This window comes from Nocardia wallacei, from assembly GCF_029869545.1.
Classification (GTDB): domain Bacteria; phylum Actinomycetota; class Actinomycetes; order Mycobacteriales; family Mycobacteriaceae; genus Nocardia; species Nocardia wallacei_A.
In genome coordinates this window covers 1-13,819 of record NZ_JARWQD010000065.1, presented here as the reverse complement: position 1 = coordinate 13,819, position 13,819 = coordinate 1, and the positions used below count along the sequence as shown (strand labels likewise).

The following is a 13,819-nucleotide window of genomic DNA, read 5'->3' as shown; positions in this document are numbered from 1 at the left end:
TTCCGCGGGGTGTGGGGCGCCCGCCCCCCCAAACCCGGCCCCCCCCCCCCCAACCCCCCCGCGGCGCCCGGGCGGGTGCCCCGGGCCCCCGCGGGCTGAGCCCGGCCGTGCGCCTCAGGCGCGGGTGAACCAGCTGACCTGGGTGCCGTTGTCGAATTCCCGTCGTCGCCGGAGGGTGAAATCCGTGGGCCGGAAGTTACCGGTGAAGGCGCGGACGCCGTCCCCCGCGACCACCGGGTAGCTCTTGATCACCAGCTCGTCGATCTCGTCGACGAGCTGGCCCGCGAGCTTGCCGCCGCCCAGCCAGATGTCCAGCCCCTCCTCCTGCTTCAGGCGACGGACCAGCGCGAGCGGGTCGCGTTCGACCAGTTCGACCGCGGGATCCTCGATCCGGCCGAGCGTGCTCGACACGACATAGGTCCTCAGGTGCGCGTACGGGTTCGCGAGGCCGAGCGCCAGTCCGGGCTCGTAGGTGCCGCGGCCCATGACGAGGGTGTCGTAGTGCTTGTTCGGCGCATCGTCGGCGACCCCGAAATGCGAACGCACATGGGTGGGCAGGGTTTCCGGGTAGTCGGCGGCGATCCAGGCCGTGAAATCCGCTCCCAGCGGGAAGAAGTCGATCGAGTCCTGCGGCCCCGCGATATAGCCGTCCAGGGACATTCCGGTGAAGTAGGCCAGCTTTCGCATTCGGTTACCGCCTTGCTTGTTGTACTTCGCATGTAGTGGTTTAGACCATAGTACTACGGCCGAAGTGGTGTCAAGCGGCAACCTGGTCATTCGACAGAGGCGCCGCCCTGCCCCGCGAACCTAGCGTTCTTCGCAGTCGATCCGATCGAGAAGGAGACCGCGATGCCCGACAATCCCCTGCGGCTGGCCGTGATCACCGCCAGCATTCGCGACGGCCGCTTCGGCCCCACCGTGGGCAGCTGGTTCGCCACGCACGCCGCCACCCACGAAGACCTGGTGGTCGACCACATCGATCTGGCCGACCATCCGTTGCCGTCGGTCCTGAGCGAGCACCCCGAACCCGCGATGGACGAGGTGACCCGTCGGCTCGATGCCGCCGACGCCTTCGTCGTGGTCACCCCCGAGTACAACCACAGCTTCCCGGCCTCGCTGAAGGCACTGATCGACTGGCACTACACCCAGTGGCAGGCCAAGCCGGTCGGCTTCGTGTCCTACGGCGGCATGGGCGGCGGGCTGCGCGCCGTCGAGCAGCTGCGCCTGGTGTTCGCGGAACTGCACGCGACCACGGTGCGCGACACGGTCAGCTTCCACAACGCCTGGGACAAGTTCGCCGACAACGGCACCCCGCTCGACAGCGGCGCCGAGGGCGCCGCCAAGGGCATGCTCGACCAGCTGGTGTGGTGGGCGCACACGCTGCGCGACGCCCGCACGTCCCGCCCCTACGTGGCCTGACACTTGGTCGCGGCCTACACCCGATCCGGGGCATGTGCTGGGCAATCGGCCGGGCACATAGAGTCGGGGGGTGTTCTACGGTCGTGCCGGGGAAGTCGCTGTCGTCGAGGAGTTGCTGGACGGGGCGGCGGGCGGCCGCGCCGCGACGGCGGTGCTCCGGGGCGAGGCCGGTATCGGGAAGTCGATGCTGCTCGACCGTGCGGGCACCGCCGCGGCCGACCGGGGCTTCCGGGTGCTGCGGGCGGTGGGCACCGAGGCCGAGAGCGAGCTGGCCTACGCGGGTCTGCATCTGCTGCTCGGCGGCGGCCGCGACCGCGTCGACACCCTGCCCGATGCCCAGGCCGACGCATTGCGCGCGGCACTCGACACCGGGGAGACGGGCCGCGCCAACCGCTTCCTGGTCGGCGCGGCGGTGCTCACCCTGCTCGCCGACCTGGCCGAGGACCGGCCCCTGCTGTGCCTGGTCGACGACGCGCAGTGGCTGGACCGCGCCACGCTGGACACACTGGTATTCGTCGCCCGCAGGCTCGACGCCGAACCGCTGGCGCTGCTGTTCGGCGTGCGCGACGATCTGCTCCCGGAACTGGACGAGCTGTCCGGCACCCGACTGACCCTGCGGGGACTGGATCCGGACGCCGCGGCCGCACTGCTCGCCTCCCACCACGCGGGCCTACCCGCGGCGGTGACGCATTGGACCCTGCGCGAATCGAACGGCAATCCCCTTGCGCTGCAGGTACTTCCATCCCTGCAACGGGCCGATCGGATGTACGCCTCGCCGTTCCGCGGCGCGACATCGTCCACACCGCACCGCATTCAGCGCGCATTCGCCGACCGCATCGCCGCGTTGCCCGCCGGCACCCGCGATCTCCTGCTCGTCACCGCCGCCGACGACACCGGGGACCCGTCGGTGATTCTCGCCGCCGCGGCCGATGCGAGCCGCGCCGACCTCGAGGCGGCCGAGCAGGCGGGCCTGCTGCAGCTGCGCGACGGCCGAATCACCTTCGCCCACCCGCTGATTCGCGCCGCCGCCTACGACGGCGTCACCGCGGCCCGGCGCCGCGCCGCCCACCGAGCCCTCGCCGCGCAGCTGGGCGCCGTCGAACACGCCGCGCGCTATGCCTGGCATCTGGCGGCCGCGGCCACCGAGCCCGACGAGCGAGTCGCCACCGCGCTCGACGACGCGGGTTGGTGCGCACAGGCCCGCGGCGGCCTGGCCGAGGCCACCGCGGCCTATCGGCGCGCCGCGGACCTGAGCCCCGACCCCGCCGATCGCGGCCGACGGCTCGCCGCGGCCGCCGCGGCGGCGGTGGATCTCGGCGACCTCGAACAGGCTGTGGCGCTGGCCGATCAGGCCGTACCGCTGACCACCGACCCGGCGGTCCTGGCCGAGGTGATCAGCCTGCGGGCCGAGGTCACCCGCGAACACGACAATCCCCTCGTCGCCTACCGATCCCTCAGCGGCACAGCGTCATTCGTGGCGGAACAGAATCCGGCGGCCGCGGGCAGGCTCCTGTTCGAGGCCGCCGACGCCGCCTGGGCCGCGGGCGATCTGCCCGCCGTCGACCGCACCGCCGAACGGGCCGAGACCCTGAATGTGCCGGGCGCCGACCGGGTCCGGGCGCTGGCCGAACTCGTCGCCGGTACCAACCCGGGTCAGGGTGGCGACCCCGCGCGCGGACCGAACGCCCTGCGCTCGCTGCTCGACGGCCTGGAGCCCAGCCAGCTGCGCGAGCGGTTCACCGTGGCGTTCTGGCACCTGCTGTTCGCCGATATCACCGCCGCGCGCGAGTTGTCGTCCGCGCTGGCCGACGAGTGCCGCGGCCGCGGCGCGGTCGGCGTGCTCACCCGGGCGCTGATGATCCAGGCGCGGGCGGAGTTCCTGCTCGGCCGCTTCGGATCGGCCGCCGCGCTGGCGACCGAGGGTCTGCGGCTGGCCGCCGAGACCGGGCAGCGCATCGTCCACATCTACCAGTCCACGACGCTGGCGCTGCTGGCCGCGGCCCGCGGTGACGAGCGGCGCTGCCGGGAGTACACCGCCGAGCCGCTGGCGCGCGATATCGCACCGAGCAATGTGCACGCGGCCGCGGCGCTGAGCCTGCTCGATCTCGGCGTGGGACGGCCCGATGCCGCGGTGGACCGGCTCACCGATCTGCTGGCCGGGAGCAACCGGCACGGCGCGACGGCCGCGATTCCCGACCTCGTCGAGGCGGCGCACCGGGCCGGTCGCCGGGAGCGGGCGCGCGCGGCCTTCGAGTGGTACAGCGTGTGGGCCGAGCACGTCGGCCGCCCGTGGACGCGAGCCATCGCCCAGCGCTGCCGGGCCCTGCTCGCCACGGACGACACCGCCGAGCGATACTTCACCGCCGCACTCGAATTGCACCACACCACACCGGAATTCGCCTTCGAGCGGGCCCGCACCGAGTTGCTCTACGGCGAGTGGCTGCGCCGCATGCAGCGCCGGGCCGACGCCCGGGGACACCTGCGCGTCGCGGCCGAGACCTTCCGGCAGCTCGGCGCGGATCCCTGGGCCGAGCGCGCCGAGGGCGAGTTGCGCGCGACCGGCGAGACCCGGGCGCCGAGTTCCGCGCTCGACGTGCTGAACCGCCTCACACCGCAGGAGCTGCAGACCGCGCAGCTGGCCGCAACGGGCCTGTCCAACAAGGACATCGGCGCCCAGCTGTTCCTGAGCCCCCGCACCGTCGGCTACCACCTGTCCAACGCCTATCCCAAGCTCGGCATCACCTCGCGCCGGGAACTGGCCGCGGTATTCCGCGACAACGCCTGAGCCGCAACGGGACACCACCACTCACCCGATGCGCTGCAGCGCCTTCTCGCGACGCTCGGCCAGCTTCGACCCCGCTTCCCGACGGGCCATGCGGCGCAACACGATCGGTGCCACGAGGATCCCGACGACGGCCCAGGCGCCGAGCACGCCGATGGTTTCCAGGTGTCGCCAGGACTCACCGATCTCGATGCCGACCGCGTCGCCGGGAAGCAGCGCCGAGCGCATGCCGAGACCCAGCCAGTAGATCGGGAAGATCTGGGCGATCCACTGCACCCAGTCCGGCACCGCGGTGATCGGGTAGAAGATTCCGGAGATCGCGATCGCGCCGAGGATCGGCAGGGTCAGAATTCCCTGACTGCGGGCGCTGGTGAACACCGAACCGAGCACCGCTCCGATCGGCAGGGTGGCGACCAGGCCGAGGGCGAGCACCCAGGCGAGGGTCAACCAGGAGGCGGGCCCGCCGATCGAGAGACCGGAGATGATGAACAGGCCCGGGACCAGGAAGATCGCGAGGTCGACAATGAGGCTCCCGGACACCGAAACGACCTTGCCGACCAGGTAGCCCGGCATGCCGTGCGGGGTCGCCTTCGCCCGCAACAGAGTTCCGTCCTCGCGGTCGGCGGTGAGCAGCTGACTCATGGTGACCATGGCCATCGCGGCGTTCATGCCGAGGATGCTCGGCAGGGCGATGGTGCCGAGCGTGAAGTCGCTGTGCCGGAACGACACATCGCGCAGGAAGAACAGGGTGACCAGCATCAGCACCGGCCAGAAGAAGTGATTGAACAGGTCGGCACCGTTGGTGACCGACTGCCGCAGCTCGATCACCCCGCGAGACCAGCCGGTGCGCAGGACCGTGGCGATCGGGTTCATCAGGCCACCTCGTCGAGCTGGCGGGCCGACGCGGTGAGGTGGCCGGATTCGGCACGGTGCACCAGAGACAGGTAGGTGTCCTCCAGCGAGGACCGGTGGATCTCGAGATCGGTGACCGCCGCACCGTGCCGCCGGAACAGCTCGTGGGCGAATCCGGTGGAGTCGGCGGTGCATCGGGTGAAGCGCTGTCCGTCGAGGGTCCAGCGCACCTCGTCGCTGCCCGCGATCTGCCGTGCCAGCTCCGCCGCGCTGCCCTGCGCGATGATCTGCCCGCCGTTGAGAATCGCGATGCGGTCGGCGAGTTTCTCGGCCTCGACCAGATCGTGGGTCGTGAGCAGGATCGCCGTCGCGCCCGCGCTCGCGAGTCCCCGTATGAGGTCGTGGAATTCGCGCCGGGCTTCGGGATCGAATCCCACGGTGGGTTCGTCGAGGAACAGCACCTCGGGGCGGCCCACCAGCCCGATCGCCACGTCCAGCCGCCGGCGCTGCCCGCCGGAGAGGGTCCTGATCTTCTTGTCCGCGTGGTCGGTGAGCCCTACCGCGGCGATGAGGTCGTCCGCGTCCCACGGACGCCGGATCAGATCCGTGCAGTGGCCGGTGTAGTAGGAACCGAGGTGCGAAAGTAGCTCGCGCACTCGCCATTTGCCGTGGTCGCGCCACGATTGCAAGACGACGCCGATGCGTGCTCGCCAGTGTTCGTCGCCGTGCGCCGGATCGGTACCGAGCACCGTGACCCGCCCGGCCGACCGCATGCGGAAGCCCTCCAGAATCTCGATGGTGGTGGTCTTGCCGGCGCCGTTCGGCCCGAGCATCGCCATCACTTCCCCTTCGTGCACTCGGAAACTCACATCGTGCAGGACGTCGTTCGAGCCGTATCTCATGCGCAGCCCGTCGACCTGCACTACGGCTTGCTCGTGTGCCGCCATCCGCTCATCCTTCGTTCTCGTTCTTCGGCGTGGATGCGTGCGCGCGCAACACAAGCAACCGTAGTTGACTAACCTCCCCTAGTCAACAGAAGTTGCTTATCGCCGGGCGAGGGCGACCTCCTTGTCCACATGGGTCAGCTTCTCCGGGTTGCGGACGAAGTAGAGGCCGGTGATGCGGCCGCCCTCGACGCCGAAGGTCATGATGCCGTCGATCTCGCCGCCGATGCGCACGAGCAGCGCCGGATTCCCGTTGGCCACCGTCAGTTCCGTGGTCACGGCGGCCGCGAGCTTGCTGGTGCCGCGGGCGAGCAGGCGCGCCACCCGCTGCGCACCGCTGACCGGCCGCAGCAGGGCCTGCTTGACGCCGCCACCGTCGCTCACCAGCACGACATCCGGCGCGAGCACGTCGAGCAGGCCCTGCGGGTCCCCGGTTTCCAGCGCGCGCTGGAACGACTCCAGCGCCGCCCGGGTCTGGCTCGGCGTGACGACCGCACGCTGCCGCCGGGCATCGACGTGCTGCCGGGCGCGGTGCGCGATCTGCCGAACGGCCGCGGGGCTCTTGTCGACGGCGGCCGCGATCTCCTCGTAACCGACATCGAAGACCTCGCGCAGCACGAAGACCGCGCGTTCGGTCGGCGACAGCGTCTCGAGCACGAGCATCAGCGCCATCGATACGCTCTCCGCGAGCTCGACGTCGTCGGCCACGTCCGGCGCGGTGAGCATCGGCTCGGGCAGCCACTGCCCGACGTAGGACTCCCGGCGCCGCTGCACGCTGCGCAGCCGGTTGAGCGCCTGCCGCGTGGTGATCCGGACCAGGTAGGCGCGCTGATCGCTCACCTGCGACAGGTCGACCTCGGACCACCGCAGCCACGTCTCCTGCAGCACGTCCTCGGCATCCGACGCCGATCCGAGCATCTCGTAGGCGACGGTGAACAGCAGGTTGCGATAGGAAACGAACGCCTCGGTCGCCGGGTCCGCGGGGCTCACGACTCGCTCCCGAGGTCCCGGGTGCCGTCGGCCTTCGAGCATGCCTCCACGGCAAGATCCTTTCGTCGGTAGCCGTTCGATCCAACACCATGCCCGCCCCGAGGAGGAGACCCGAGGTCCACCTCCGCAGGCGTCGACATGAAGACACCGTGAAAACGACCGCTGTGACAGCAAGTGCGCCGGATCACTCCCCGGCGCCTGCCAAGATCGGGATATGACCAGCTTCTACCACGTCTGCTTCGTAGTGCCGGACCTGGAATACGCGATGAGCGAGTTCGCCTCCGCGGTCGATATCCGATGGAACGAGCCGAAGGCGCGCACGCTGGGCGACTGGCACTTCCGGATGTGCATCAGCCGCGAGTTCCCGTATGTCGAGCTGATCCAGGGCGAGCCGAGGGAGGTCGACGGTTGCCCGCTCGGCCGGGCGTTCGCCTACCACCGCGCCGACCACATCCTCGGCGGACGCATCGAGGTATTGGACCGATCGTTGCAAGAGGGCTTTCTGCAGGAATGGGATCCGGCGGGGAGCGCCATGCCCGCCCTCGACCCGCGTCGGTAGCCGCTAGCCCCCGAAGACGTTGCAGCCGTAGCCGAGGTGGACACCCAAGCCGACGCGCAGGGCCAGGCTCGCCGGGGGCAGCTCGGCGGGCTGACCGTCCTGGACGGCGGTGAGCAGGTGCGGGCCCTGGGTGGCGGGCACCCAGCCGGTCAGCGCGTAGGCGCCGCCGGGCTTCGCGCGCCCGATCGGGACGCCGTTGTCGAAGAATGTGACCGGCGCGGACGGATCGTCGACGAATGCCTGCAGCGTGTAGTGACAGCCGGTGCCGTAGTTGGTGGCCATGCCGAAGGCCATGTCGGGAGTGGCGCCCAGCCGGGTGACCGAGGCCTGCGCCGGCTGCGGCACCGCCAGGCCGAGGACGGCTGCCGTGCCGAGTAGCCCCGCGCTCACCGCGGCGCGTGCGCGCCGGCGCCGGGTGGCCGGGACCTTGTTGCCTGTTCGCTCGCTCATGTACATCCTTGTTCGTCTTCCTCTGCGCCGGGCGTGGACCGGCCGTCTCCGATCCTCGCGCGAGATCGCCCCCCGCGAGGTGCGAATCGCCGAGGTTTGTGTCTCCGGCCAACTCCCGCGGCCGCCTGCGCCCGGCCCGCCCAGGCTCGGGCGTAGGCTCGGATTCTGTCGAGGAGCACCGCCGGACCTGCCCGATCGGACCGGATGAGCCGCGGACCGGGCACGTGTTGACAGGAGGACGGGAGACCATGCACCGCAAGGCACCGACGAGCGATATCGACGAGACCGCACTCAGCGTCACACCTCCCGAGCACGAGGCCGCGGGCCTGACCGCCGTGGCGGTCGCCCTCGAGCGCGGCGTCGAGGAGATGGGCCTCATTCGCACCGGCCGCACCCTCGCCCGCCTCAACCAGCGCGGCGGATTCGACTGCCCCAGCTGCGCGTGGCCCGACCCGACCGGCACGCGCCGGGTCGCCGAATTCTGCGAGAACGGCGCGAAGGCCGTCGCCGAAGAGGCAACGCTGCGCACCGTCACCCCCGAATTCTTTGCCGCCCATCCGATTTCGGAGCTGGAGACGAAGTCCGGCTACTGGCTCGGGCAACAGGGCCGCCTCACCGAGCCGATGGTGCTGCGCCCCGGCGACACCCACTACTCCCCCATCTCCTGGGACGACGCCTACCGCCTCGTCGCCGACACGCTGCGCGGACTGGCGACGCCGGACGAGGCCGTGTTCTACACCTCCGGCCGCACCGCCAACGAGACGGCGTTCCTGTACCAGCTGCTGGCCCGATCCTTCGGCACCAACAACCTGCCGGACTGCTCGAATATGTGCCACGAATCCTCCGGCGCGGCGCTGACCAGCTCGATCGGCATCGGCAAGGGGTCGGTGACGATCGACGACTTCCCGCGGGCGGACCTGATCCTCATCGCCGGTCAGAATCCCGGCACCAACCATCCGCGCATGCTCACCTCGCTGCAGCACGCCAAGCGGCACGGCGCCCGGATCGTCGCGATCAACCCGCTGCCGGAGGCGGGCCTGCTCGGCTTCCGCGACCCGCAGACGGTCAAGGGCTACACCACCGGCCAGCGCATCGCCGACGACTTCCTGCAGATCCGGCTCGGCGGGGATATGGCGCTGTTCCAAGGGCTGGGCAAGCTGCTGCTGGAGGCCGACGACCGCGACCCGGGTTCGGTCGTGGACCGCGCCTTCATCGACGCGCACACCGCGGGCTTCGCCGACTACGAAAAGCATCTGCGCGCGGTCGATCTCGCCGCGGTCGAGGAGGCCACCGGGCTGAGCCGCGACGAACTCGAGCGCACCGCGCGGCTGCTCGCCGCCTCGAAGGCCACCATCATGTGCTGGGCCATGGGCCTCACCCAGCAGCGCCACGGCGTACCCACCATCGAGGAGGCCACCAACCTGCTGTTGCTGCGCGGCATGATCGGCAAGCCGGGCGCGGGCGTGTGCCCGGTGCGCGGCCACTCCAACGTGCAGGGCGACCGGACCATGGGCATCTGGGAGCAGATGCCCGAAACCTTCCTCGCCGCACTCGATTCCGAATTCGGCATCACCAGCCCCCGCGAGCACGGCTGGGACACCGTCGCCGCCATCCGCGCGATGCGTGACGGGCGAGCGAAGGTGTTCTTCGCCATGGGCGGCAACTTCGTCTCCGCCACACCCGATACCGCGGTCACCGAGGCGGCACTGCGCAGTTGCGCACTGACCGTGCATGTCTCGACCAAGCTCAATCGCAGTCACATCGTGCACGGCGCCACCGCGCTCATCCTGCCCACGCTGGGCCGCACCGATGCGGACCTGTCCCCGGACGGCACCAAACAGCGTGTCTCGGTGGAGGATTCGATGTCGATGGTGCATCTGTCGGTGGGGCGTCTGCAGCCGGTCAGCCCGCACCTGCGCAGCGAGGTCGCCATCGTGTGCGAACTCGCCCGGGAACTGCTGGGGCCCGAGCATCCGGTGCCCTGGGACGAGTTCCGGCGCGACTACGACCGCATTCGCGACGCCATCGCCCGCGTCGTGCCCGGCTGCGCCGACTACAACGCGAAGGTGCGGCAGCGCAACGGCTTCCAGCTGCCCCACCCGCCGCGCGACACCCGCGAATTCCGCACCGCCACCGGCAAGGCCAACTTCGCGGTCAACGAGCTGCGCTGGCTGCCGGTGCCCGAGGGCCGGTTGATCCTGCAGACCCTGCGCAGCCACGACCAGTACAACACCACCATCTACGGCCTCGACGACCGCTACCGCGGCATCCACCACGGCCGCAAGGTCGTGCTGGTGCATCCCGAGGACATCACCGCCCTGGGGTTCGCCGACGGCGACCTGGTGGACGTGATCTCGGAATGGACCGACGGCACCGAACGCCGCGTCACCGGCTTCCGCCTCGTCGGCTATCCCACCCCGCGCGGCAACGCCGCCGCCTACTACCCGGAAACCAATCCCCTCGTCCCCCTGGACCACGTAGCCGAACGCTCCAACACCCCCGTCTCCAAAGCGGTCACCATCCGCCTGGCCCCGGCGGAAAGCACGCCGGGATGAAGGTGAACAACCAGCGCGCCGAGATAAAGCTGAACAACCAGCGCGCCGAGATGAAGGTGAACAACAAACGCGCCGAGATGACGGTGAACGACCAGCGCGCCGGGATGACGGTGGGCCGCGAGCACGACAGGATGGGCATGGGTGCACGGCAGCGGGGCGGGAACAGTAGAAAGGCTTGCTCGTGAGCAGGGTGACCGTGCGGCGGAAGACGGTTCGCATTACGCCCGCCGGGCAGACACAGCGGCCCGATACGCTGGCCGTCGAGGAGCCCCTGGAGCTGCGTATCGATGGGCGATCGGTGACCGTCACGATGCGCACGCCGGGCAGCGATATCGATCTCGCCCACGGATTCCTGCTGGGCGAGAACATCATCGGCGCGCGCGAGGACATCGTCTCGGCCCGGTACTGCGCGGGCACCGACGAGAACGGGCACAACACCTACAACGTGCTCGACATCCAGTTGCGCACGCCCACACCGATCCTCGCCCGCAACTTCCTCACCACCAGCGCCTGCGGCCTGTGCGGCAAGACCGCCCTCGACGAGGTGCGCACCCGCACCCGCTTCCCGCTCCCCGCCGACGGGCCGATCGTCGATGCCGACATGCTCTCCGCCCTGCCGGGCGAACTGCGCTCCCGCCAAACGGTTTTCGACGCCACCGGCGGCCTGCACGCGGCCGGGCTGTTCACCGCCGACGGCACCGCGCTCGCGGTGCGCGAGGACGTCGGGCGGCACAATGCCGTCGACAAGGTCATCGGCTGGGCGCTGCGCGAGGAGCGCGTTCCCGCCCACGACCTGGTCCTCGTCGTCAGCGGGCGCGCCTCCTTCGAACTGGTGCAGAAGGCGGTCATGGCGGGCATTCCCGTGCTCGGCGCCGTCTCCGCCCCCAGCTCGCTCGCCGTCGACCTGGCCGCCGACTCGGGCCTCACCCTCGCCGGATTCCTGCGCGGCGACACGATGAACATCTACGCCGGCGCCCACAGACTGGGACTGCGGGACTCCACCGCGGCGCCGAACGGTGCTACGCTGCCCCGCTAGAACAGGTTCCAATTCAGCGGGAGTTTCCATGGCAGCGCAGCAGATCCGCGAGGCGGTCGAACGGTACGTACAACTGGTCGAGACCGGCCCGACCGCCGATATCCTGACGCTCTACGCCCCGGACGCCGTCGTGGAGGACCCGATCGGCAGCGATCCGCGCCGCGGCCACCAGGCCATCGGCGAGCTCTACGCGGCGCTCGAACCCATGCAGCGCAAGACCGAACTGCACACCGCGCGCATCAACGGCAAGCACGCCGCGGTGTCGTTCACGCTGGTGGCGGAGGCGAACGGCTCCCGGATGACGCTGTCGGCCATCGACGTTATGGAGTTCGACGACGAGAACCGCATCACCAGCATGCGCGCCTACTGGGGCCCGGACGACATGCGCGTCGACCAGATCTGACCAGCCGCCGCTGCCCGATCGCCGTCCAGCGTCGGCTGTTTCGTCCCCGGGCCCATCGAGCCCAGCACGAAACGTCCGGAACGCCCGGGGCCGCAGCGAGACTCGTCGTGCTCGATTCGGAATCGCGGTGAGCGCAACCCGTGCCCGCGGCTCGTGCGCTTCGCTAACGTCTCCCGGTCGGATGATTGTGGAGGAGCGCGCGTTGACCCTCGAGTCGGCCATCGAAGTCGATACCTCGCCGCATCCGCTCGACGACCCGGTGCGCGGGTCGCTGCGCGGTGCGCACCGCCGGTTCGCGACCTGGGTGGGCCGGATCGGCCGCTACGACCCGGAGGTGGCGCGGTTCGTCGGCCATCCGGCGGTGCTGGACGCGCGAGACTGGGCGGACCTGGCCACGCTCCTCGGACCGGGCGGCAGCACCGGTTTGCGCGGTCCCGACCACGTGCCGCCGGACGGCTGGACCGTGGTGGACAAGCTCCCGTCGGTGCAGATGGACGGCACGGGGCTGCGCGTCGCCCACGACCCGGAATTCGAGGTGCTCACCGCCGCCGACGTACCCGAGATCCTGGAGTTGATCGCCCGCACCGAACCCGGGCCCTACGCGCCGCGGACCATCGAGATGGGAACCTACCTGGGCCTGCGGGTGGACGGCCGCTTGGTGGCGATGGCGGGTGAACGGATGCACCCACCCGGCTGGACCGAGATCAGCGCCGTCTGCACCGATGCCGAATTCCGCGGCCGCGGCATCGCCTCGCGCCTGATCCGCGCGGTCGGCGCGGGCATCCGGGCCCGCGGCGAGACACCATTCCTGCACGCCCTTGCCCGGAACACGACGGCCATCAGCCTCTACGAGACCCTCGGCTTCACCCTGCGCCAGCGCTCGGCGCTCACCATCGTGCAAGCCCCCTCCGCATCCACATGACGGGGATCCCGGCCGAAAGCGTGCCGGGATTGCGAGGGACGTGCGCGACGGCGCGTCGCCCCCTTGTTCGTGCCGTATGTCCGGTTTACCGTGACAGCATTCGATATGGGGGGCGAACGGAGGGTCCGATGCGGATCTCGGTGCAGCGGGCGGGCGACAACCTGCGGGTGCGGATGCGGCTGGATGTGAATCGGCGGCGGTGGCTGATCACCAACGTCTCGCTGTGGATCCTGGCGGTGCAGGGTGTGATCGTCGGATTGTGGGCGGTGCTCGCGCCCGCGGCCTGGTACCGCAGCTTTCCCGGGCTGGGGCTGAACTGGGTGGCCGCCGACGGGCCGTACAACCATCACCTGTCCGGCGATGTGGGCGCGTTCTTCCTGGCGCTCGCCGCGGTCACCGGTGCGGCGCTGTACTACGGCGACAGCCTGCTGGCCCGTGCCGCGGGCCTGGGCTGGCTGGTCTTCGGCGTACCGCACCTGATCTACCACATCGCGCATCAACCCGCCGAAATGTCCACGGGCAACTTCATTTTCAGTCTCGTCGCATCCCTGCTGCTGCCCGTCCTCGGCGCGGCCATCCTGTTCGCCTCCCCCCGCGAACGCGTCCAGCTCCGCGATCCGGCCCCCTGGACCATCCGCCTGCGCCGCCGCTGACCCGAACAAGAACCCCGCCTCACAACTTCACCTCCCCGTTCCCAAACGGCCTCACCACCCTGTTCCCCACACAGCCTCACCCCCTTGGTCCCACACGTCCTCACTCCCTTGTTCCACACGTCCTCACTCCCTTGTTCCACACGGCCTCACTCCCTCGTTCCCCCCACGGCCTCACTCCCTTGTTCCCCACTGCCTCACTACCTCGTTCCACACTGCCTAACTCCCTCGATCCCCACACGGCCTCACTCCCTCGT

At 70.2% G+C, this 13,819-nt stretch carries 14 protein-coding genes; 9 read left to right on the top strand and 5 right to left on the bottom strand.

Translation table 11 applies throughout. From position 1 onward, the window contains the following. Nucleotides 1-114: 114 nt before the first annotated feature. Nucleotides 115-687, bottom strand: coding sequence for a dihydrofolate reductase family protein (locus QH290_RS03735; protein ID WP_280381966.1), 573 nt, complete (start codon nt 685-687; stop codon nt 115-117). Between the two features lie 162 nt (nt 688-849). On the opposite strand from QH290_RS03735, the gene QH290_RS03730 reads away from it, so the two are divergent. Both QH290_RS03730 and QH290_RS03725 read left to right on the top strand, forming a co-directional pair. Continuing rightward, nucleotides 850-1,419, top strand: coding sequence for an NADPH-dependent FMN reductase (locus tag QH290_RS03730; protein WP_280267909.1), 570 nt, complete (start codon nt 850-852; stop codon nt 1,417-1,419). Nucleotides 1,420-1,489: 70 nt separating this feature from the next. Beyond that, nucleotides 1,490-4,204 (top strand): helix-turn-helix transcriptional regulator, encoded by a 2,715-nt coding sequence (locus QH290_RS03725; protein ID WP_280381965.1) that lies wholly within the window; start codon nt 1,490-1,492, stop codon nt 4,202-4,204. A gap of 21 nt (nt 4,205-4,225) precedes the next feature. Here the strand turns inward: QH290_RS03725 and QH290_RS03720 are convergent, their stop codons facing one another. The 3 genes from QH290_RS03720 to QH290_RS03710 form a co-directional block, all read right to left on the bottom strand. Continuing rightward, a complete protein-coding gene (locus QH290_RS03720) occupies nt 4,226-5,074 on the bottom strand; it encodes an ABC transporter permease (protein ID WP_280381964.1) in 849 nt (282 codons plus the stop codon). Next, nucleotides 5,074-6,000 (bottom strand): ABC transporter ATP-binding protein, encoded by a 927-nt coding sequence (locus QH290_RS03715; RefSeq protein WP_280381963.1) that lies wholly within the window; start codon nt 5,998-6,000, stop codon nt 5,074-5,076. Before QH290_RS03715 ends, QH290_RS03720 begins: the two co-directional genes overlap by 1 nt. Nucleotides 6,001-6,096: 96 nt before the next feature. Then, a complete protein-coding gene (locus QH290_RS03710; protein WP_280267914.1) occupies nt 6,097-7,029 on the bottom strand; it encodes an RNA polymerase sigma-70 factor in 933 nt (310 codons plus the stop codon). Nucleotides 7,030-7,201: 172 nt separating this feature from the next. Here QH290_RS03710 and QH290_RS03705 point away from each other — a divergent pair, with 172 nt between their 5' ends. Next, nucleotides 7,202-7,546, top strand: coding sequence for a hypothetical protein (locus QH290_RS03705; protein ID WP_280381962.1), 345 nt, complete (start codon nt 7,202-7,204; stop codon nt 7,544-7,546). A 3-nt stretch (nt 7,547-7,549) separates the two neighbouring features. On the opposite strand, the gene QH290_RS03700 is transcribed toward QH290_RS03705, so the two are convergent. After that, a complete protein-coding gene (locus tag QH290_RS03700; RefSeq protein ID WP_280267916.1) occupies nt 7,550-7,996 on the bottom strand; it encodes a hypothetical protein in 447 nt (148 codons plus the stop codon). Nucleotides 7,997-8,244: 248 nt separating this feature from the next. Between QH290_RS03700 and QH290_RS03695 the strand changes: the two genes are divergently transcribed. From QH290_RS03695 to QH290_RS03670, 6 genes are all read left to right on the top strand, one after another. Next, on the top strand, nt 8,245-10,551 hold the full coding sequence (locus QH290_RS03695; RefSeq protein ID WP_280381961.1) for an FdhF/YdeP family oxidoreductase: 2,307 nt from the start codon (nt 8,245-8,247) through the stop codon (nt 10,549-10,551). Beyond that, a complete protein-coding gene (locus QH290_RS03690; RefSeq protein ID WP_280381960.1) occupies nt 10,548-10,736 on the top strand; it encodes a hypothetical protein in 189 nt (62 codons plus the stop codon). Before QH290_RS03695 ends, QH290_RS03690 begins: the two co-directional genes overlap by 4 nt. After that, the gene (fdhD, locus tag QH290_RS03685; RefSeq protein ID WP_280381959.1) at nt 10,733-11,587 is read left to right on the top strand and encodes a formate dehydrogenase accessory sulfurtransferase FdhD; all 855 of its coding nucleotides are present in this window, start codon (nt 10,733-10,735) and stop codon (nt 11,585-11,587) included. The genes QH290_RS03690 and fdhD overlap by 4 nt, the downstream gene beginning before the upstream one ends. 28 nt (nt 11,588-11,615) lie before the next feature. Further along, on the top strand, nt 11,616-11,990 hold the full coding sequence (locus tag QH290_RS03680; RefSeq protein WP_280267919.1) for a nuclear transport factor 2 family protein: 375 nt from the start codon (nt 11,616-11,618) through the stop codon (nt 11,988-11,990). A gap of 181 nt (nt 11,991-12,171) precedes the next feature. Then, on the top strand, nt 12,172-12,912 hold the full coding sequence (locus QH290_RS03675) for a GNAT family N-acetyltransferase (RefSeq protein ID WP_425301817.1): 741 nt from the start codon (nt 12,172-12,174) through the stop codon (nt 12,910-12,912). 128 nt (nt 12,913-13,040) lie between these two features. Further along, complete coding sequence (locus tag QH290_RS03670; protein WP_280267921.1) at nt 13,041-13,565, top strand: hypothetical protein; 525 nt, start codon at nt 13,041-13,043, stop codon at nt 13,563-13,565. Nucleotides 13,566-13,819 lie beyond the last annotated feature (254 nt).